22 protein-coding genes are annotated in these 19,979 nt (G+C 43.5%); all 22 read left to right on the top strand.

What is annotated here, in order from left to right:
* Positions 1-38 precede the first annotated feature (38 nt).
* The 22 genes from flgG to MKY54_RS18965 all read left to right on the top strand — a co-directional run bounded on the left by flgG (position 39) and on the right by MKY54_RS18965 (position 19,972).
* Positions 39-857: a flagellar basal body rod protein FlgG gene (flgG, locus tag MKY54_RS19070; protein WP_036688538.1), complete on the top strand. Its 819-nt coding sequence runs from the start codon at positions 39-41 to the stop codon at positions 855-857.
* An 89-nt stretch (positions 858-946) separates the two neighbouring features.
* Positions 947-1,171, top strand: coding sequence for a flagellar FlbD family protein (locus MKY54_RS19065; RefSeq protein WP_036688535.1), 225 nt, complete (start codon positions 947-949; stop codon positions 1,169-1,171).
* Positions 1,168-1,635: a flagellar basal body-associated FliL family protein gene (locus MKY54_RS19060; RefSeq protein WP_076100380.1), complete on the top strand. Its 468-nt coding sequence runs from the start codon at positions 1,168-1,170 to the stop codon at positions 1,633-1,635. Before MKY54_RS19065 ends, MKY54_RS19060 begins: the two co-directional genes overlap by 4 nt.
* A gap of 39 nt (positions 1,636-1,674) precedes the next feature.
* Positions 1,675-2,673, top strand: a complete 999-nt coding sequence (fliM, locus tag MKY54_RS19055; RefSeq protein ID WP_036688529.1) for a flagellar motor switch protein FliM — start codon at positions 1,675-1,677, stop codon at positions 2,671-2,673.
* Entirely contained in the window at positions 2,663-3,967 is a 1,305-nt protein-coding gene (gene fliY / locus MKY54_RS19050) for a flagellar motor switch phosphatase FliY (protein ID WP_076182668.1), read from the top strand. The genes fliM and fliY overlap by 11 nt, the downstream gene beginning before the upstream one ends.
* A gap of 26 nt (positions 3,968-3,993) precedes the next feature.
* Positions 3,994-4,359 carry a response regulator gene (locus MKY54_RS19045; RefSeq protein WP_076127811.1) on the top strand — a complete coding sequence of 122 codons (366 nt, stop codon included), beginning with the start codon at positions 3,994-3,996 and terminating at the stop codon, positions 4,357-4,359.
* A gap of 9 nt (positions 4,360-4,368) precedes the next feature.
* The gene (locus MKY54_RS19040) at positions 4,369-4,893 is read left to right on the top strand and encodes a flagellar biosynthetic protein FliO (RefSeq protein ID WP_036688521.1); all 525 of its coding nucleotides are present in this window, start codon (positions 4,369-4,371) and stop codon (positions 4,891-4,893) included.
* A complete protein-coding gene (gene fliP / locus MKY54_RS19035) occupies positions 4,890-5,651 on the top strand; it encodes a flagellar type III secretion system pore protein FliP (protein WP_036688518.1) in 762 nt (253 codons plus the stop codon). Before MKY54_RS19040 ends, fliP begins: the two co-directional genes overlap by 4 nt.
* Positions 5,652-5,672: 21 nt before the next feature.
* Positions 5,673-5,942, top strand: a complete 270-nt coding sequence (gene fliQ, locus MKY54_RS19030) for a flagellar biosynthesis protein FliQ (protein WP_036688516.1) — start codon at positions 5,673-5,675, stop codon at positions 5,940-5,942.
* 9 nt (positions 5,943-5,951) lie between these two features.
* On the top strand, positions 5,952-6,737 hold the full coding sequence (gene fliR / locus MKY54_RS19025) for a flagellar biosynthetic protein FliR (protein WP_036688514.1): 786 nt from the start codon (positions 5,952-5,954) through the stop codon (positions 6,735-6,737).
* Positions 6,738-6,759: 22 nt separating this feature from the next.
* Positions 6,760-7,854: a flagellar biosynthesis protein FlhB gene (gene flhB, locus MKY54_RS19020; protein ID WP_036688512.1), complete on the top strand. Its 1,095-nt coding sequence runs from the start codon at positions 6,760-6,762 to the stop codon at positions 7,852-7,854.
* Between the two features lie 18 nt (positions 7,855-7,872).
* Positions 7,873-9,906: a flagellar biosynthesis protein FlhA gene (gene flhA, locus MKY54_RS19015; protein ID WP_076182665.1), complete on the top strand. Its 2,034-nt coding sequence runs from the start codon at positions 7,873-7,875 to the stop codon at positions 9,904-9,906.
* Complete coding sequence (flhF, locus tag MKY54_RS19010; RefSeq protein WP_076182662.1) at positions 9,903-11,288, top strand: flagellar biosynthesis protein FlhF; 1,386 nt, start codon at positions 9,903-9,905, stop codon at positions 11,286-11,288. The genes flhA and flhF overlap by 4 nt, the downstream gene beginning before the upstream one ends.
* Positions 11,285-12,166, top strand: coding sequence for a MinD/ParA family protein (locus MKY54_RS19005; RefSeq protein ID WP_076276206.1), 882 nt, complete (start codon positions 11,285-11,287; stop codon positions 12,164-12,166). The genes flhF and MKY54_RS19005 overlap by 4 nt, the downstream gene beginning before the upstream one ends.
* A gap of 33 nt (positions 12,167-12,199) precedes the next feature.
* Positions 12,200-13,531, top strand: a complete 1,332-nt coding sequence (locus MKY54_RS19000) for a chemotaxis response regulator protein-glutamate methylesterase (RefSeq protein ID WP_339187560.1) — start codon at positions 12,200-12,202, stop codon at positions 13,529-13,531.
* Positions 13,532-13,565: 34 nt separating this feature from the next.
* On the top strand, positions 13,566-15,638 hold the full coding sequence (locus tag MKY54_RS18995) for a chemotaxis protein CheA (RefSeq protein WP_339187556.1): 2,073 nt from the start codon (positions 13,566-13,568) through the stop codon (positions 15,636-15,638).
* A gap of 27 nt (positions 15,639-15,665) precedes the next feature.
* Positions 15,666-16,127: a chemotaxis protein CheW gene (locus MKY54_RS18990; protein WP_036688501.1), complete on the top strand. Its 462-nt coding sequence runs from the start codon at positions 15,666-15,668 to the stop codon at positions 16,125-16,127.
* Positions 16,128-16,130: 3 nt separating this feature from the next.
* Positions 16,131-16,757, top strand: a complete 627-nt coding sequence (locus MKY54_RS18985) for a chemotaxis protein CheC (protein ID WP_076182646.1) — start codon at positions 16,131-16,133, stop codon at positions 16,755-16,757.
* Complete coding sequence (locus tag MKY54_RS18980) at positions 16,750-17,247, top strand: chemotaxis protein CheD (RefSeq protein ID WP_339187553.1); 498 nt, start codon at positions 16,750-16,752, stop codon at positions 17,245-17,247. Before MKY54_RS18985 ends, MKY54_RS18980 begins: the two co-directional genes overlap by 8 nt.
* Positions 17,248-17,255: 8 nt before the next feature.
* Entirely contained in the window at positions 17,256-17,660 is a 405-nt protein-coding gene (locus tag MKY54_RS18975) for a hypothetical protein (protein ID WP_076127910.1), read from the top strand.
* Between the two features lie 90 nt (positions 17,661-17,750).
* Entirely contained in the window at positions 17,751-18,539 is a 789-nt protein-coding gene (locus MKY54_RS18970; RefSeq protein ID WP_076127824.1) for a FliA/WhiG family RNA polymerase sigma factor, read from the top strand.
* A 29-nt stretch (positions 18,540-18,568) separates the two neighbouring features.
* Positions 18,569-19,972: a FapA family protein gene (locus MKY54_RS18965; RefSeq protein WP_036688497.1), complete on the top strand. Its 1,404-nt coding sequence runs from the start codon at positions 18,569-18,571 to the stop codon at positions 19,970-19,972.
* Positions 19,973-19,979: the final 7 nt, after the last annotated feature.

Raw genomic sequence — 19,979 nt, 5'->3', positions numbered from 1 at the left:
AAGTTATTAGGACTCTATAATCTGGGAGGACATTAAACATGTTAAGATCAATGTATTCAGGGGTTTCAGGAATGAGAGGCTTTCAAACTAAGCTTGATGTAATCGGTAATAATATTGCTAACGTAAACACTATCGGGTTTAAATCCGGACGTGTTATGTTCAAGGATATTATGAGCCAAACCGTTTCTGGTGTTACTGCACCGGGTGAGGATGGTCAAGGTGGGGTAAATGCGAAACAAGTTGGACTAGGTGTTAGTATTGCTTCTATAGATACCCTACATTTGGCTGGTAGTGCTCAAACCACCAACAACCCAACAGATTTACGTATCGATGGAGATGGTTTTTTCCTGGTTAAGCTTACTGAGGATCAAGATACTGCATTTTTGACCCGCGCCGGAGATTTCCACATTGACGCTGCGCGTAATCTGGTTACCGCTGACGGACTTCATGTTTTAGATTCCGACGGTGGGATCATTCAATTAGGTGACGATGTAACGGCGTTTTCTATCTCTAATGATGGAACAATTGTTCAGACCATGGAAGATGGAACGACTGGAGCTGGGGTGAAGATTGGTGTAGCCAAGGTTACTAACCCATCTGGTCTGGAGAAAATCGGAGGCAATCTGTATCGTATGACACTTAATGCGAATGCAGAAGGCGAACTAGTTCCGACTACAGCGAACAATACAGAAGATGGCACCGGGGCAATCATCTCTGGACAGCTGGAAATGTCCAATGTGGATCTTACCAATGAATTTACAGAAATGATCGTATCACAGCGTGGATTCCAGGCGAATTCCCGTATCATCACAACTTCTGATGAAGTGCTGCAGGAAGTAGTAAACCTGAAGCGTTAATTTAATCAATAAATTCTATATTTTCTTAAATGGTTCATGCGGAGTCGTGGGGGAGTTACTCCTCCCCCTATTTTGTTAGGAGGCCTGTTATGATATCGGTAACAAGATTAAATGGAACACCGATGTGGATCAATGCCCTACTGGTCGAAATGGTAGAAGAAAGCCCGGATACATATATTACGCTCGTAACCGGAAAAAGACTGATCGTTCTCGAAAAAGCCGATGAGGTTATTACGAAGATCCGGGATTATAACAGGGACATAGGCACATATGCTGCCACCATTAAAATCCAGTCAATGGAGGAGCTAACATGAAAAAGATGATGCCGTGGCTCATCACGATATTACTAGCGATTACTCTGATAGTGGTCGCCGCATTTTTACTAATGGACAGGATCTTTCCGAAAGATACGAACGAGGTAAGTGCTGCTGTTCAAAATGTGGAAACAAAACATTTAACTGCAGATGAAATCGTCGAATTGACGGCAGAGATCATTGATATCAAAACAAATCTTGCTGATCCCGATTTTATCCTTCAAGTAGATTTCGCCTTCCAACTGAGTTCTGCGAAATCAAAGGAAGAATTCGAAAAAATAAAAGAGATCAAAATCAAACCAATAATTATCAAGACGCTTGCAGATACCAAGCCTGAGGACCTTAATGGAGCGAATGGAAAAGATCAGCTTAGCAGTAAGCTTATTAATCTGATCAATAAGACATTGACTGAGGGCCAAATTACTCAGATCGAAATCACCAAATTCCTTTTGGCTTCTGTGTAGCTTTATTCCTGATAATTCTTTGATGGGGGGGTGATTGAATTGGTTGATGTACTATCACAAAACGAAATTGATGCTCTACTTGCTGCACTTTCTTCAGGTGAGATGGACGCCGATGAACTTAAAAAGGAAGAAACTCAGAAGAAAATCCGCTCTTATGACTTTAAACGGGCTGTCCGCTTTTCCAAAGATCATATCCGCAGTCTTACACGGATACATGACAATTTCGCCCGTTATCTTACAACGTATTTTTCAGCCCAATTGCGCACCTTCGTTCAGATTAATGTCGTTCAAGTAGAGCAGCTCCCTTATGATGAATTTATTCGCTCCATACCGAAAATGACGATATTGAACATTTTTGAAGCAGAACCTTTAGAGGGCCGCATGGTAATGGAAGTTCATCCTAACATTGCTTTTGCTATGCTGGACAGGTTGCTTGGAGGCTTTGGAACTGCACCTTCTAAGATTAATGCTCTTACTGAGATCGAAACAACAATTATGGAGCGCATCTTTAGTAGATGTTTTGAGAGTCTGCAGGAGGCTTGGAAAACGGTGCTGGATATTCATCCGCGGATGGAAGCTCTTGAGACGAACCCGCAGTTCATGCAGATTGTATCGCCCAATGAGACCATTGCATTAATCTCTCTAAGTACCAAAATTGGAGACACAACAGGCATGATCAATCTTTGTATACCGCATGTCGTTCTAGAGCCTATCATGTCCAGACTTTCTGTTCACCAATGGTTTGTGACAGAGAAGAAGACGCGGGATGAAGATGAGCTACTGGCCATTAGAGCTAGAGTTCATAAAGCGAAGCTGCCGATTGTTGCTGAACTTGGAGAATCGAGCTTATCCATATCTGAATTCTTAGGGCTTAGTGTCGGTGACGTGATTTCTCTCAACAGAAACGTAGATTCTGGACTGTCGATTAAGGTAGGGGAGAAGCTTAAGTTCATCGGAAGTCCCGGAATGGTTAAAGATCGGGTAGCCGTGCAAATAGACGAAATTGTCAATGAAGGAGTTGAAGAATTTGACGAGTAAAGATTATTTATCCCAAGAAGAAATCGACGCCCTTCTGAGACAATCTGCGGAGGGCTCATTAGCTCCTACGGAGAAAACGGTAGATGACTATCTAACACCGTTTGAACAGGATGCTTTGGGCGAAATTGGTAATATAACGTTTGGCAGTGCAGCAACAGCACTTTCCACTTTACTAGGGAAAAAAGTAGATATTACAACCCCTCAAGTTTCGATCATTACACGCGGGGAGTTTGAAATCGCTTTTCCTAAACCGCATGTAGCTGTTCACGTTCAATATGTGGATGGGTTTCAAGGCATTAACTCACTTGTTATTAAGATTAGGGATGCGCAGGTCATTGCCGATCTGATGCTTGGCGGTGCTGGCGAACCTAAGGATGAAGAGTTGAATGAAATTCATATTAGCGCTGTGCAAGAAGCTATGAATCAAATGATGGGTTCTTCTGCTACATCGATGTCTACGATTTTTAATCGTTTTGTTAATATCTCGCCTCCGGGTATCGACATTTTGAATATGTCCAGCGGAGAAGGAGTAGGCAGTCTGCCAGACGATGAGACCCTAATTCGTATTTCGTTCCGGCTTAAAATTGGTGATTTGATAGATTCTACTATTATGCAGCTTTTGCCTGTTCAGTTCGCAAAAGATATGGTATCCATGCTTCTTGGTGATGTTAGTCCTGCAGAGGAGGAGGCAGCGGTCACAATGGCTGAAACACCTGCCGTGACTAATTCTGCTGAGACACCACCTCCAGCACCTCCGGTGCAACAGGCGCCCTCACAGCCCGCAGGAGGAACGCAACCACCATATCCACCGCAGGGTATGCCACCGTATCCAGGGATGCCAGAAGGCGGGTATTATTATCCTCCAGCGGGTATGCCAGCATACGGAATGCCTGGGATGCCACCATACGGTATGCCACCGCAAGGGATGCCATATGGACAGACACCACCGCTTAATTCTGAGGCAAATCGCAATGTAAATGTACAGCCTGTGCAATTTGCAAATCTGAATGGTGGGGCCTTTGGTCATATTGATGAAAATAATTTAAATTTATTGATGGACATACCGCTTAGAGTAACCGTAGAATTAGGAAGGACCCAGAAGCAGATCAAAGATATTTTAGAAATGTCACAAGGCTCAATTATTGAGCTGGACAAGCTCGCAGGTGAGCCTGTAGATATTTTGGTTAACAACAAGCTTATTGCCAAAGGTGAAGTCGTTGTTATCGACGAAAACTTTGGCGTACGCGTTACGGATATCGTCAGCCAGTGGGACCGAATTCAGAAATTACAATAAGCATACTTAGGGAGGATTTTGTAAAAATGGCTAACCGAATTCTAATCGTGGACGATGCAGCATTTATGAGAATGATGATCCGTGACATTTTGTCGAAAAACGGATTTGAAGTAGTGGGCGAAGCTCAGGACGGTTCTCAAGCGATAGAAAAATTCAAGGAACTGCGTCCGGACCTCATCACGATGGATATTACTATGCCTGAGATGGACGGAATCGCCGCCCTGAAAGAAATCAAAAAAGTAGATCCGGCTGCAAAGGTTATTATGTGTTCAGCCATGGGCCAGCAGGCTATGGTTATCGATGCAATCCAAGCAGGAGCTAAAGACTTTATCGTGAAGCCTTTCCAAGCTGACCGGGTTATCGAAGCTATTAACAAAACGTTGGGCGCGTAGGATAAAGTCATGTTATATTCCGAAACGCTCGGAAGCAGTAACACCCTGCTGAATTTGTTTAAAGTTATTATTGTCCTGGCGATAATCATTGTACTTATAGTGGTACTAATTCGTTTTCTTGGACGACGTAATCAGACCTTTATGAGCAACCGTTCCATAAGAACGCTTGGTGCAATTGGGCTTGGACCTAATAAGTCGATGCAGGTTATCGAACTGGGAAGCAGTCTTTACTTAATCGGGATTGGTGAGAATATATCCATTTTGGATAAAGTCACCGATCCGGATGAGGTAGCATTGATCATTGCGGCATTTGAGGATCAGTCCTCTAACCAGAATAATTTCCTCGCACCGCTTATTGCCAAGGTAAAGGTAAAGCTGCGTGGGGAGGTTCCATCTCAGGAAATTGAACTTAGTGAAACATCATCTTTTTACGAGACTTTGCAATCCAAGCTTCGTTCTGCACCAGAGCGTAAAGAGAAAATGGAAGAGCTGCTTCGGGATGATGTTACTAAGGATGAGTCGAGGAATATATGAAAAAGAAGCTAATTCTTGCTATTCTGCTGTTCGGTATTATCAGTGTGGTTATGATGACGCCGATACATGCTGATCCTATACCTAATGTTAATATTCAGGTCGGTAATGAAGGTTCAAGCAGTGGTACCAGTTCCATATCAATTCTTCTTCTTGTTACGGTTCTGAGTATTGCTCCGGCGTTTCTGGTTCTTATGACTAGCTTTACTAGAATTGTAATCGTATTAGGTTTTGTGAGAACCTCGCTGGGTACTCAGGCAATGCCTCCGAACCAGGTGCTGGTAGGACTTGCTCTGTTTCTGACTCTGTTCATTATGTCACCAACGCTGGCCACAGTGAATGAAAATGCGTTGCAGCCGTATATGAAGGGGACAATCACCCAAACTGAGGCTTTTGATAAAGCTGCTGATCCGATGAAAGAATTTATGTTTAAACAGACGAACACCAAAGATCTTCTGTTATTTATGAAATACACCGGTTATACCGGATCTACTAAACCGGCTACATACAGTGATATTCCACTGACGGTGATGGTGCCAGCTTTTGCAATTGGCGAATTGAAAAAGGCTTTTACAATGGGCTTCTTAATTTTCATACCATTCCTGATTATTGATATTGTTGTGGCGAGCACACTGATGGCCATGGGGATGATGATGCTTCCCCCGGTTATGATTTCATTACCTTTTAAAATAATGCTCTTTGTACTGGTAGACGGCTGGTACTTAGTCATTAAATCACTACTTCTTAGTTTTAACACCTGACCTAAAGAGGAGGCATGAGGGATGAGTACGGAGTTTATAATCGGGCTAGCAAGCCAAGCCGTATATTTAGTGCTGGAAGTCAGCGCACCCATGCTGATTCTTGGTCTGGTGGTAGGGCTAATAATCAGTATTTTTCAGGCTACGACACAGATTCAGGAACAGACGCTAGCGTTTGTTCCCAAAATCGTCGCAGTGCTACTGGCTTTATTGCTATTTGGTCCGTGGATCATCACGAAGCTGATTGACTTTACAAGCCAAATTTTGGGTAATCTCTATATGTATATTGGTTAATCAATGAACATGGAGACCATACTGCAAAGTTTACCCGTCTTTTTGCTTATTTTTTGTCGAATAACCGCTTTTTTTGTTGTCGTTCCTGTATTTTCTTCACAAGGGGTCCCGACAACCTTTAAGATTGGCATTTCTTTTTTTGTAGCATTGGTTGTCTTTAGTGCTAACGGAACAGGGCTTACGATCCCGCAGGATTTCAGTTATATTTTGCTGATTGCCAGAGAGGTATTAATAGGATTATTGCTAGGTTTCGTTGGATATTTGATGTTTATGGCGATTCAGACAGCAGGTTCATTTATTGATATTCAGATTGGCTTCGGTATTGCTAATGTTATCGATCCTATGACTGGAACGTCTGCACCAATTCTTGGTAATTTCAAATATATGATAGCCCTGCTAATGTTTCTGAGCATGAATGGTCATCACCATCTGCTAGATGCTATTGTGTACAGTTATAAATGGGTTCCTATGAATAATGATTTATTTCTAGGCATGATTGACGGTAGTTTGTCAGAGTTTCTGGTTCGAACATTTGCTCAGTCCTTTGTACTCGCTTTTCAAATGTCGGCTCCTTTAGTAACTGCGCTGTTTCTGACTGATGTTGGCCTTGCTTTCTTGGCGAGAACGGCTCCGCAATATAATGTATTTGTTATTGGGGTTCCGCTCAAAATCATTATAGGTCTTGCACTGCTTTTAGTGCTGATGCCTGGTCTGGCTGTGCTGTTTCAGAATCTCTTCGATATCATGTTCGAATCCATGGAGAATTTATTGAATCTCATGGGGAAGAGTCCGTAGGTGACCGTAAGGGGAGCGTATTATGCCTAAGACGAAGCGGTATAGACTGGATCTTCAACAATTCGCCGGTGAAAAGACGGAAAAAGCAACCCCGAAGAAACGGCAAGATGCTCGTAAAAAGGGTCAAGTAGCCAAAAGTGCTGAGCTATCCGGTGCAGTTGTATTGTTATCAGCAGTAGTTAGCTTGATGATGTTTGGTGGTTTTATGAAAGAGCGCTTCATGAAGCTATATATGGATGTATTTCAGAATCAAATGACACTGGAGGTTACTCCTGAGAATATAACGCTGCTATTTAATCAATATGGACTACAAATACTGATTTTGCTAGCTCCATTACTTGGAATAGTTTTTGTTATGGCGCTGGTAAGCAATCTGGCGCAGGTGGGCTTTATGACCACTGGAGAGGGGATCACCCCTAAATTCAGCAAGCTTAATCCGATAAAAGGGTTCAAAAATATTTTCTCCATGCGTTCGTTTGTCGAGTTCCTGAAATCCATATTTAAGCTTCTAATTATCGCTTATCTGGTATATAGCACTTTATGGGGAGAAAAGAAGAACTTTGCATCCCTGTCGCATATCAGTGCGGAGGGGATTTTTAAATTTGCGGCCAAGCTGACGATGAGTCTTGGCTTGAAAATCGGGGCTGCCCTATTGGCTATGGCTTTTCTGGACTACATGTATCAGAAGTACGAGCATGAAAAAAGCCTGAAAATGTCCAAGCAGGATATCAAGGATGAATACAAAAAAATGGAGGGTGACCCTCTAATCAAAGGTAAGATCAGGGAACGCCAACGTAGAATGGCCATGCAGCGTATGATGCAGGAAGTTCCAAATGCGGATGTAATCATTACGAATCCTACGCACTTTGCTGTTGCGCTTAAATATGACGGTACCAAGATGGAAGCGCCGCAGATTATAGCAAAAGGGCAGGATTATGTAGCACTTCGCATCCGGGAGCTGGCTAAAGAGCACGGCGTCGTGACTATGGAAAACAAACCGCTGGCACGGGCATTATTCCAAAGGGCAGAGATTGGAGATGTCGTTCCAAATGATCTGTTCCAGGCTGTGGCTGAAGTGCTGGCATATGTATATAAGCTTAAAGGTAAGAGGAGATAAGGCGGGGGGGTTAGGACATTGAAAGCTAAAGATTTAACAGTTTTGCTAGGCATCATCGGGATCGTGCTTATGATGATTCTGCCTATCCCGTCCTGGCTATTGGACGTTTTGCTTGTTATTAACATCTCAATCGCATTAATTATCATTCTGGTTGCTATGAATACGAAAAATGCACTCGAATTTTCAATTTTCCCTTCATTGCTCCTAGTAACCACACTGTTTCGTCTGTCACTTAACATCTCGACTACAAAACTGATCCTGACTTATGGAGATGCCGGTTCAGTGGTATCTACTTTCGGTAGCTGGATCGCTGGCGGACAAATTGCTGTTGGATTTATCGTGTTTCTGATCCTGGTAGTAGTTCAGTTTATTGTTATCACCAAAGGTTCAGAGCGCGTAGCTGAGGTAGGCGCTAGATTTACCTTGGATGCGATGCCCGGTAAGCAAATGAGTATTGATGCCGATCTTAACGCAGGCATGATTAACGAAACCCAGGCACGTGAGCGTCGTCGTAACGTAGAACGCGAAGCGGATTTTTTCGGAGCCATGGACGGTGCGAGTAAATTCGTTAAAGGAGACGCGATTGCGAGTATTATCATCTTGCTGATCAATCTCATCGGTGGATTTATCATCGGTATGATGGTTCACGGGATGGACTTTGCTACTGCGTTATCCACTTATTCTGTATTGACCATTGGGGACGGTCTCGTCAGTCAAATTCCAGCTTTGCTGATTTCGACAGCAGCCGGCTTGATTGTTACTAGAGCTTCTTCGGAAGGTAATCTTGCAGAAGAGCTGACAGGACAGTTGTTGTCCTATCCGAAATTGTTGTATATTGTCGCAGTTACGGTAGCTTTTCTTGGACTCTTTACACCCATACATATGATTACAACGCTCCCATTGGCCGGATTGCTGGCTTTTGCAGCCTACCGTATGGGACAAAATTTAAATAAGAAACAGATTGCCGAAGAGCAACTTGTTGAAGAGAAGCAGATTGAAGAGGTACGAAGTCCGGAAAGTGTCATTAATTTGCTGTCAGTTGATCCCATTGAATTCGAGTTTGGTTATGGTCTTATTCCTTTGGCGGATACAGGTCAGGGAGGCGATCTGTTAGATCGTATCATCATGATTCGACGGCAATGTGCCCTAGAAATGGGTCTTGTAGTACCTGTTATTCGCATTCGCGACAATATTCAACTAAAACCGAATGAATATGTCATAAAAATTAAAGGAAATACAGTCGGCGGTGGTGAATTATTACTTAATCATTACCTTGCAATGAGTCCAGGATATGATGATGAATCTATAAACGGTATTGAGACCATCGAACCATCCTTTGGGCTTCCAGCATTATGGATTGATGAATCGGTTAAAGAGCGGGCTGAATTGTCCGGCTATACTGTAGTAGACCCTCCATCTGTTGTCGCAACACATCTGACGGAGTTAATCAAACGTCATGGACATGAGCTGATAGGAAGACAGGAAACTAAGATGCTGGTGGACAACCTTAGGGATAATTATCCAGTGCTCGTCGACGATCTTATTCCTTCTGTATTGGCGATTGGGGATGTGCAGAAGGTGCTTGCTAAGCTGCTTCGTGAAAAGATATCGATCAGAGATTTGGTTACGATTTTTGAAACATTGGCGGATTATGGGACATACACCAAGGATCCGGATATTCTCACTGAATATGTTCGTCAGTCCTTGTCCAGACAGATTACTCAGCAATTCTCACAAGCAGGAGAGACACTGAAAGTCATCACAGTTGGACCTAATCTTGAAAAGAAAATTTCCGAGAGTGTGCAGCAATCTGAACAGGGAAGTTATTTGGCCCTAGATCCAACTTCGACACAAACGATCTATCAGCGGTTAAGTGAACAGATCAATCGATTGCTGCAGACAGGGCAACAGCCAATAGTGCTCACATCACCAACCATTCGTATGTATTTGCGGCAGGTGATTGAACGAACGATGCAGGACATTCCTGTACTGTCTTATAGCGAGCTAGAGCCTAACATTGAAATACAAAGCGTCGGAGTGGTGAATTTATGAGAGTGAAGCGTTACGTGGTCGATTCGATGCCTGACGCCATGCTTTCCATTCGCAACGAGCTTGGGAGCGAGGCCGTCATTTTAAGTACAAAGGAAATCAAAATCGGCGGATTTTTAGGGTTATTTAAGAAGAAAAAAATAGAAGTTGTAGCAGCAGTAGAAAAGGCAGAGAAGAATAATGTTCCAAAAAAGCCGGCTGCGCCAGCGATGAACATTCCACGGAGTGCAGTACCACAGGCTTATCAAAAAGCGTCATCTGCTTCCACTATACCTTCTATACCTTCCGTACCTTCTGTTTCATTAGAAAAGCCAGAAGAGTCACGGACGTTTGCTGAGATTGCCGCAGCCTTATCGGAAGCTATCAATGTACAAGAATCGATAGCCAAGCATCCGGAGCCAGTACCTGAGCAAAAACTTCCTGAATTAAATCTGGAAGATGCACCTTCTGTATCAGCGTTGTATGAATCATTAGGATTAGAACAATCGCCAGAGGTTGCCACTGCTCTCGAAAATGATGTTCTTCGTGAGATTAGAGATATGAAGCTCTGGATGGAGCGAATTGCCAGACAATCCTCAGGTGGAAGAGAACTGCCAGACAGTCTGCAGGAGCTACGGGATCTTTTATTAGAGCAAGAAATGGATGCTGTGCTTGTTGAGGAATGGATCAGTAACATCTCGGAACGTTGGGTAGATGAAGGGCGTACTTGGGGACCTGAGAAATTTATGGGATCTCTTAAAGAACAGATTGATGGTTTCCTGACGGGACGAATTGCTGATGGAATTGCCCGGGATACTCAAATTGTATATATTGCCGGACCCACTGGAGTTGGAAAGACCACAACCATAGCTAAGCTTGCGGCAGAACAGCTATTTAAGCACGGACGCAAGGTAGGTTTTATCACCTCCGATACGTATAGAATCTCAGCTGTTGAACAGTTGCGAACCTATGCTGCTATCCTCAATGTTCCACTGGAGGTTGTCCAATCGCCAGGAGATTTGCAAAGAGCACTCTTTCGCTTGGAGAGTTGTGATCTAGTATTAATGGATACAGCTGGCCGAAATTATCGCAATGATATGCTAGTAGCAGAACTGCAAAGCTTGCTTGCGAAGGAATTGAGAAGTGAAACCTATCTTGTGCTTAGCCTGACCTCCAAAAGCCGTGATATGAAACTTATTGCAGAGCATTTCGGCAGATATAGACTGGATAAGGTTATTTTCACAAAGCTGGATGAGACGGGGAGTTACGGCCCGCTCTTTAATGTCCTGAATGACTTCCCACTTACCTTGTCTTATATGACCGATGGTCAAAATGTACCTGATGATCTGCTTATGGCTACCAAAGGACAGCTTAGTGAGTTGCTTCTTGGAACAGGTGAAACATGATGGATCAGGCACAATCCTTAAGACAGCTTGTATCCAGTCAGGATTCTAAAGTAGCTGTAAGAGGGGGATCATCCGCCAGGATCATTACGGTGTGTAGTGGTAAAGGGGGCGTTGGTAAGTCGAATTTTACACTTAACTTCGCTCTAACTTTAAAGGCTATGGGCAAACGGGTTTTGCTGTTCGATGCAGATATCGGCATGGCTAATATAGATGTGTTGATGGGCGTATCGGCGAGATATAATCTTTATCATTTGTTAAAAAGAGAAGCGGATATCGAGCAGATTATTCAATACGGTCCGAATTCGCTCCCTTTTATAGCAGGTGGCTCTGGAATGGATGAGCTATTTACTCTTTCAGAGTCTGATCTTGATTATTTCACAAATCAGATAGCACTTATCGCGGACAGCATGGATTATATTTTGTTCGATACAGGTGCTGGATTATCTAAGGAAACGATGAAGTTTATAACTTCTGCCGACGATTGCTTAGTCGTTACTACACCAGAACCAACAGCTATCACAGATGCATACGCATTAATGAAGGTTGTGAATCGTTCCTATCCTGAGACTTCCTTTAAATTGATTGTGAACCAGGCAGGTGATGAAAGGGAAGCCATAGCGACAAGCGACAAGATCCGAATGGCCGCCAGTCGTTTTTTACAATTAGATATTTCTTATCTTGGTCATATAAGCTCAGATGCCCATGTAGTGCAGGCTGTCAAAAGGCAAACGCCTTTCACATTGGCTTTTCCAAACAGTATTGCTGCAAAGGATATACATCGGCTTGCCCTAAGTTATTTGACCATTGATTCTAAAAAGACCACAAAAGTCCAAGGGATTAAAGGCTTTATCCATAAATGGTTAAAGCGAAGTAAATAGTTGTTCTGAATTTGGGACAGAGGTGGAAATGATATGAAGCCATATAAAGTATTGGTTGTTGATGATTCGGCATTTATGCGCAAGATCATTTCCGATTTAATTGAAAATGACGCTGACTTTCAGGTGACGGCAACAGCAAAAAACGGTCGTGAGGCTATCGAAAAAATCAATGAGCTTCGTCCAGATCTGGTTACTATGGATGTAGAAATGCCAGAAATGAACGGCCTGGAAGCGCTGAAAATAATAATGGCCTCAGACCCTCTGCCAGTGATTATGCTGTCAGGGATCAATGAAGAGGGCATGAAGGAAACCATTCTTGCACTGGAATGGGGCGCTTTTGACTTTATTCGTAAACCTTCGATTACCAACTCTCAGGATATCATGGGAGTAGGAGAATCCTTAAGGGAACAAATGAAAGAGGCTATGATGGCCCGGGAGCAGCGCGAAGCACGTGCTTCTGCATTTAAGTTGCCAGACATACCGCCAGTAGAAGTCGCACCGCCAACTGTACCGAGAGTGATGCCCGGCAAACACAAGGTAGAACCTAAAGCTTCACTCAAAAATGAAGTGACCAAAAAACCGCGGGTGAAGCAGCCGTTAGATCATACTGTTCCTAAAAGAGCAGCAAAACCATTAATCTCTACTCCACCACCTTTATCAGAAAAGAGTAATGCAAGGTCAAGAGTAGAGAATAACGCTACCCCACCAAAACCGTTGCTTAAACCTAAAGTGGAAGTGTCTTCTGACGCTCCTGCAAATCCTCAGGTCCGGAAGTATGGGAGTAATGATCTGCAAAAGTTGGTTGCCGTGGGGTGCTCTACAGGTGGACCACGTGCTCTAAAGGTATTTCTGGAGAAGATTCCTGCGGATTTTCCAGCGCCTATTGTTATTGTGCAGCATATGCCGCCTAACTTTACCAAATCACTAGCCCAGCGACTGAATACCTTCAGCCCGCTAGAAGTGATTGAAGCTGAGCAGGGGATGATATTGCAAAAAGGAACTGCTTATATAGCACCTGGAGGCTATCATTTACAAGTTGTCCCATCCTCTAGAGGGCAATATGCGGTTGTACTCACAAAGGAGGAGGCACGTAATGGCCATCGACCTTCTGTGGATGTTTTATTTGAATCATTGCTGCCGCTCACATCGTTAGAACGTCATTTGTTACTAATGACAGGGATGGGTAGTGATGGGGCAAGAATGATGAAATCCTTATACGACTCTGGGGTAACCTCAACCTTTGCTGAAAGCGAAGAAACTTGTGTCGTATATGGAATGCCGCGATCTGCGGTGGAATTACAGTGCGTCCAGCACGTACTGCCTTTGCAAGAAATTGCTCCAAGGCTGGTGCAAGCTGTTAAATAACAGAAAAGCGAACTCAAAGGGGAGGTGCTCACTGATGGACATGAACCAATATTTATCCATGTTTATTGATGAGTCGAACGATCATCTGCAGTCATTGAACGAGAGCATGATGGGGCTGGAAGCGAATCCTGAGGACATTAGTATTGTACAGGTAATATTCCGCTCTGCGCATACCTTAAAAGGTATGGCAGCAACTATGGGCTTTGAAGATTTGGCTTCACTCACACACCAAATGGAAAATGTTCTTGATTTGGTACGCAACAACAAACTGCGCATGCAGGATTTCATTTTTGATACGTTGTTCAAAAGTTTGGATGCCTTGGAGTCTATGGTTGAGGATATTACGGGAGGAGGCGAGGGTAAAGCGGATGTTTCGTCTATCGTCTCCTCCTTACAGGCTATAGTCCGGGGAGAGATTCCTGTTGCGGGTGGTGAGGCAGCTTCTGTCTCAGGACCTGCTGCACAAGCGGTTGAAACCCCGATTCATTTAGATGAGTTTCAATTTTCTGTTCTAGAACAGTCGATTCAAGAAGGACATCAAGTATTATATGTGGACGTAACCATTCGCAAGGATTGTCAGCTTAAGGCAGTACGTGCATATATGGTGTTTGATCTTTTGGAGCGTTCAGGTGAAGTGGTTAAATCCTTCCCATCCGTTCAGGATATTGAACAAGAGAAATTTGATCAAAGCTTCTCTCTCTATTACATAACTCAAAAAAGTGCTGATCAAATTCAGGCTATGATACTAAATCTGTCTGAGATTGATAAGGTATCGGCAGTAGCATTGGATCAAGACTCTCTGCAACAGCTGGGTCAAGAAACAGCAGCAGCAGCCTCTGAAGTGGCTGCCACGACTACTGAGGCTCCAGCAGCTACACCTGCGTCTTCTGCCGCTAAACCCCTGCCAACCAAAGAAGAAGGGAACAAACCGGCAGCTCACAAAACAGGTGGGGCACCATCACGTACCATTCGTGTAGATATTGAACGTTTGGACGTGTTGATGAATTTATTCAGTGAACTTCTTATCGACCGTGTACGATTGGAACAGCTGGCTTCTGAGGTTCAAAATGGTGATCTTACAGAAACGGTTGAGCATATGGGCCGGGTAAGCGGAGATCTCCAGAATATTGTAATGAAGCTGCGGATGGTTCCAGTAGATACAGTATTTAACCGATTCCCACGTATGATTCGTGATCTAGCCAAGTCACTAGACAAAAAAGTAGATCTTATCATCACAGGAGCAGAAACTGAGCTAGACCGAACGGTCATTGACGAAATCGGGGATCCGCTGGTGCATTTATTGCGTAATGCAGTTGACCATGGTATCGAATCCATTGCGGATCGTGTTGCTGCTGGTAAGCCTGAGACCGGAACGGTCTATTTGCGGGCTTTCCACAGTGGTAATCACGTCTTCATTGAGATCGAAGAAGATGGAACAGGGATTTATCCGGAGAAGGTTCTGAAATCTGCTGTGAAGAAGGGTGTTATAACACAAGAGCAGGCAGCCAGTATGTCGGACGATGAAGCTTTTCAGTTGTTATTTGCCCCAGGCTTCAGTACAGCAGAGGTCATTTCTGATGTTTCAGGCCGCGGGGTAGGGCTGGATGTAGTGAAATCTAAGATTTCTTCTTTAGGCGGCAATGTAACGATTTATTCTGCTCCAGGTAAAGGAACAAATTTCTCAGTGCAGCTGCCTTTAACTCTATCAATCATTGCTGCAATGCTTATCCGATTAGGTTCCGAGAAGTATGCCATTCCTTTGACCTCTATAGTGGAAACCGGAATCGTGAAGCAATCTCAGATCCGTACAATCCATGGCAATAAAATGGTAGAATTCCGTGATTCGCATATTCCTCTGGTTTCGCTAAGTCGTCTCTTTTCAGTACCAGATTATGATGAGAGTACCGAAGAAGAAACAGAAATCGTAGTGGTGCGCAAGGGAGAAAGATTAGTTGCCTTAGCAGTACAGGATTTTATTGGCCAGAACGAGGTTGTGATTAAGAATCTGGGTAAATATTTGCCTGATGTACAAGGAATATCTGGCGCAACCATTCTTGGTGATGGTCAAGTAGCACTTATTATTGATCCGAACGCTTTTATTAAATAACTAGGATAGAACAGGGAGGTTCATTCCATGGCTGAAGATATTAAAGTGATAGTGTTTAAATTAGGCGTAGAGGAATATGGAATTGAAGTTGAAAAGGTACAAACTATTGAGCGCATGATGCCCATTACTCGTGTACCTAAGACCTATTCATTTATCAAAGGTGTAATTAATTTACGTGGGGTTGTTATTCCTGTAATTGATCTACGGGGCCGTTTCGGCATCGAAGAGGCTGAACACACCGATCAGACAAGAATCATCATCGTGTCTGTTAATGAAATGGAAGTAGGCTTCATTGTAGACTCTGCAAATGATGTTATAGATTTGAACAGAGATTCTATTGATACACCTCCTGATGTTGTTGGCGGCATCAAGGCAAAGTATTTGGATGGGGTGGCCAAGATTGGAGACGAGCGCTTACTGATTATGCTTAACTTGTCAGAAGTGCTTAACAAAAGCGAAATCGTTCAATTAGAAAGCCTAGAGGGCTAACCTGTGGAACTATTTAAGCACTATAAGGATTTCAAAATGGATGTGCTTAAGGAAGTTGGGAACATTGGAGCTGGAAATGCAGCCACCGCATTATCACAGCTCTTGAATAAGCCGATAGATATGGCTGTTCCTAAGGTACAGCTCCTTAACTTTGAAGAAATAACAGATAAAGTTGGCGGAGCCGAAGAACTTGTATATGCGGTGTTTCTACGTGTGGAGGGTGAAGCTCCAGGTAACCTGTTTTTCATTCTGTCACCAGAAGCGGCTATGAACTTGCTTAGTCGTATTGCGGGCATTGAGCTATCGAGTAATGAAGAGCTTGGAGAAATGGAGCTCTCTGCACTAAGCGAAATTGGCAATATTTTGGCAGGATCGTATCTTTCTTCTCTAGCAGATTTCACCGCACTTTCTATGTATCCAACGGTGCCGGCCCTTGCTATGGACATGGCTGGCGCTATCCTTAGCTACGGTCTGCTGCAATTCGGGCAGATGGGGGACGATGCATTGTTGATCGACACTACCTTCTTCGAAGGGAAAAACGAAATTGAAGGGCAATTTTTCCTTATTCCCGATCCGGAATCATTCCCGAAAATCTTCAAATCGCTAGGAGTTCCTTTTGAAAATGATTGAAGAACAAAGCATTATTAAAGTAGGGATGGCGGATCTTAACGTGGGTAGCCAAGACAGTTTAATTCGTACCACAGGTCTTGGCTCCTGCGTGGGATTAACATTGTTTGACCCTGGAAAAAAGCTTGCAGGGATGGCGCATGTAATGCTCCCATCATCTGAGATTGCTAGGGAAGGGCAGTTAAACATCGCTAAGTTTGCAGATACTGCAGTGCCGGAGCTCTTATCCCGTCTGCTAGAGCTTGGGGCGGTTCGGAGCCGGATCGTAGCCAAGATGGCCGGAGGTTCACAAATGTTTGCCTTTGCCGGGGGGAGCGACACCATGAGGATCGGGCCTCGTAATGTTGAATCTTGTAAACTAGCACTTGAAAATTTAAAAATTCCATTAATCGCAGAAGACACAGGCGGCAATTATGGCCGTACGATAGAAATAGCCTGCAACACTGGTATATTGTTTATTCGCAGTGTGCAAAAAGGCTCTAAGGAACTATAATTATGAATATGATTGGAAACATTTTGATAAACTTGGTGTCGGGTTTGGTAGGTTTCATATTTACCTTTTTTGTAACCTACAGTAACAATGTATTGGGTACTAGTTTATTAAGAAGCCTAATTGCATTTATCATCTGGTTTCTGCTTGCTTTCCTCGTAAGATGGGTATTGGGTTTTATTATGATTCAAACATCGCCTCCGGATGAAGTGGATACTGGTGGTGAAGAACTTGGGGCGAAGCTGGATATCAGCACGCCTAATGAGGATGAAGAATTAATCAATCTACTAAAACCGAAGCCAGGACAAGGAAACGAAAATAGCGAGGGATTTAAGCCTCTTACACCTCCTAAGCTAGTTTCGATGAAGGATCCTGAAGAATTGGCCAAGGCCGTTCGTCACCTGAAAGAAGAATAAGTGAGGGCTGAGGCGGAATCGGTGATCTTATTGGAAGGTACATTTCGCCGCGAATGCTCGCTGACTAAACTTTGGGAAGGGTGAAAGCTATTGAACGAGCGTAAAGCTTCTCAATTGGAAACTGACGAGCTATGGGAACAGTGGAAAGAACACAGAGACCCTGATGCCAAAAAGAAGCTGATAGAGAGTTATCTCCATATTGTTGATTATGTATCCAGTCGTTTGGCTGTGGGATTACCCAAAAATGTATCCAAAGATGATTTAGCCAGTAATGGGGTTATGGGACTAATTGATGCGATTGAGAAATTCGACTACAAACGAGGATTGCAGTTTCAGACCTATGCGTCCTGGCGTGTGCGTGGTGCGATATTAGATTCATTACGCCAAAGTGATTGGGTACCTAGATCCGTTAGGGAAAAAGCTAAAAAAATTGAGGACGCTTATCAGCAGCTGGAGCAGAAGCACTTAAGGTCAGTTAGTGACGAGGAAATGAGCCAATACCTTAATATTAGTGAACTGGAATTTCAAAATATGTTGCAGGATGTGGCTGTGATGTCACTTTGTTCACTGGAAGACCCGATTCGTGAAGAGGAATCAGAGACCCGAATGTCCATACTGGTGGACGATAAAGCTAAGAATCCGGATAGCAAGGTAAATGAATTCTACTTGCGCGAAGCGCTCACCAAAGGTATTGAGAAATTAACGGTGAAAGAAAGGACCGTTGTGTCCCTTTTATATTATGAAGATTTATCTTTAAGTGAGATTGCTGAGGTCATGTCGTTATCTCCTTCAAGAATTTCGCAGTTGCATTCCAAAGCTATTTTGCGGCTGAGGGGAACGCTCGAGAAGAACCGTGATCTCCTTATGCAGAACGATTAACCGTTAGCGGTGACAAGGGGGAGCAAAATTTGATCGGTCAATATGCTTTGAATCAGTACTTGAGTATAACTTTTTCGGAGGACAAAGGAATCGCGTATTTGCAGTTCTCCAAAAAGGATGAGAATTTTTCCTGCTCATCTACAGAACTGGAAGCCTTCCTGCACAGTCACAATATTCGCTACGGTATCAAGAGTGATGTTGTCGAACGTATTAGTAGTCATCCTGAGGAGTTTTTTTGGAGTAAAGTTCCGATTGCTGCAGGTTATCCTGCTGTGCATGGCACAGATGGACGAGTTATGCTTACAGTTGATCTGGAAGAGGACCGCAAACCGCTTGAGAAAGCGGATGGTAAGGTCGACTACAAGGACTTGGTCCGGCTTCGTAATGTGCTTAAAGGAAAGTTAATAGCTAAAATTATCCCTGCCCAGCCTGGAAAGTTAGGGATGACTGTAACTGGTGATGAGCTTGCTTTCAAGGCTGGAAAGGAAGCTCATTTTAAAATCGGGAAAAATGTACTCATTGATAACGATGGCACTTCGATGTACGCAGCGATTGATGGACTGGTCACGTTAACTGATAACGGGAAAATCAATGTGTTTCCTGTATATGAAGTGAATGGTGATGTCGATTACGGCACTGGAAATATTGATTTTGTAGGTACAGTCGTCATACGTGGGAATGTCCTTTCAGGCTTTACGGTAAAGTCTGCCGGTGATATTCGGGTTGTAGGCGGCGTTGAAGGTGCAGAGTTAATCTCTGGGGGCTCCATTGAAATTACTGGTGGAATTATCGGATATAACAAAGGCCAAGTTACCGCTGGAAAAAGTGTGAAGGTTTCTTTCATTCAAGATGGAAACGTAACCGCTGGGGAAGATGTAATTGTCTCTCAGAGTATTATGCACTCCAATATACGTGCTGGTAGAGATGTTATCTGTAACGGCTCTAAAGGTTTAATTGTGGGTGGAATCGTTCAGTCTGGAGAAAGAGTTGTAGCAAGAACTATAGGTAACACCATGTCCACTGCGACTGTGATTGAGGTAGGCGTGGTTCCAGAGCTTAGAAATGAGATTAACGAACTTCGTCAAGAGCTGCGGCAGCTGCTGGAGAACGAGGATAAAACCTCTAAAGCTTTGTATCTATTAAATCAATTGGCTACTAACGGTCAGCTCCCTGCGGATAAAGTGGCGCTTCGCGTCAAATTAAATGCTACTAAACAATCCCATCAACGTGAAGAAAAAAGAATTAAAGAACGGGTGCTAGAGATAGAAAGAATGTTAGAAGATACAGGTAGAGCGAGAGTTGAGGTTATCAAAACCATTTATGGCGGTTCAAAGATCATGATCGGCAGATATACCCGATTTGTTAAGGATGCTACGGAGCGGGTTGTGTTTATTTACAGTGATGGGGATATATCTTTAACGCCGTACAATTAATCGGGCG

The sequence above is a fragment of the Paenibacillus sp. FSL P2-0121 genome (genome assembly GCF_037975345.1).
Taxonomy (GTDB): Bacteria; Bacillota; Bacilli; order Paenibacillales; family Paenibacillaceae; genus Paenibacillus_AQ; species Paenibacillus_AQ odorifer.
This window is presented reverse-complemented; position numbering and strand designations above follow the sequence as displayed.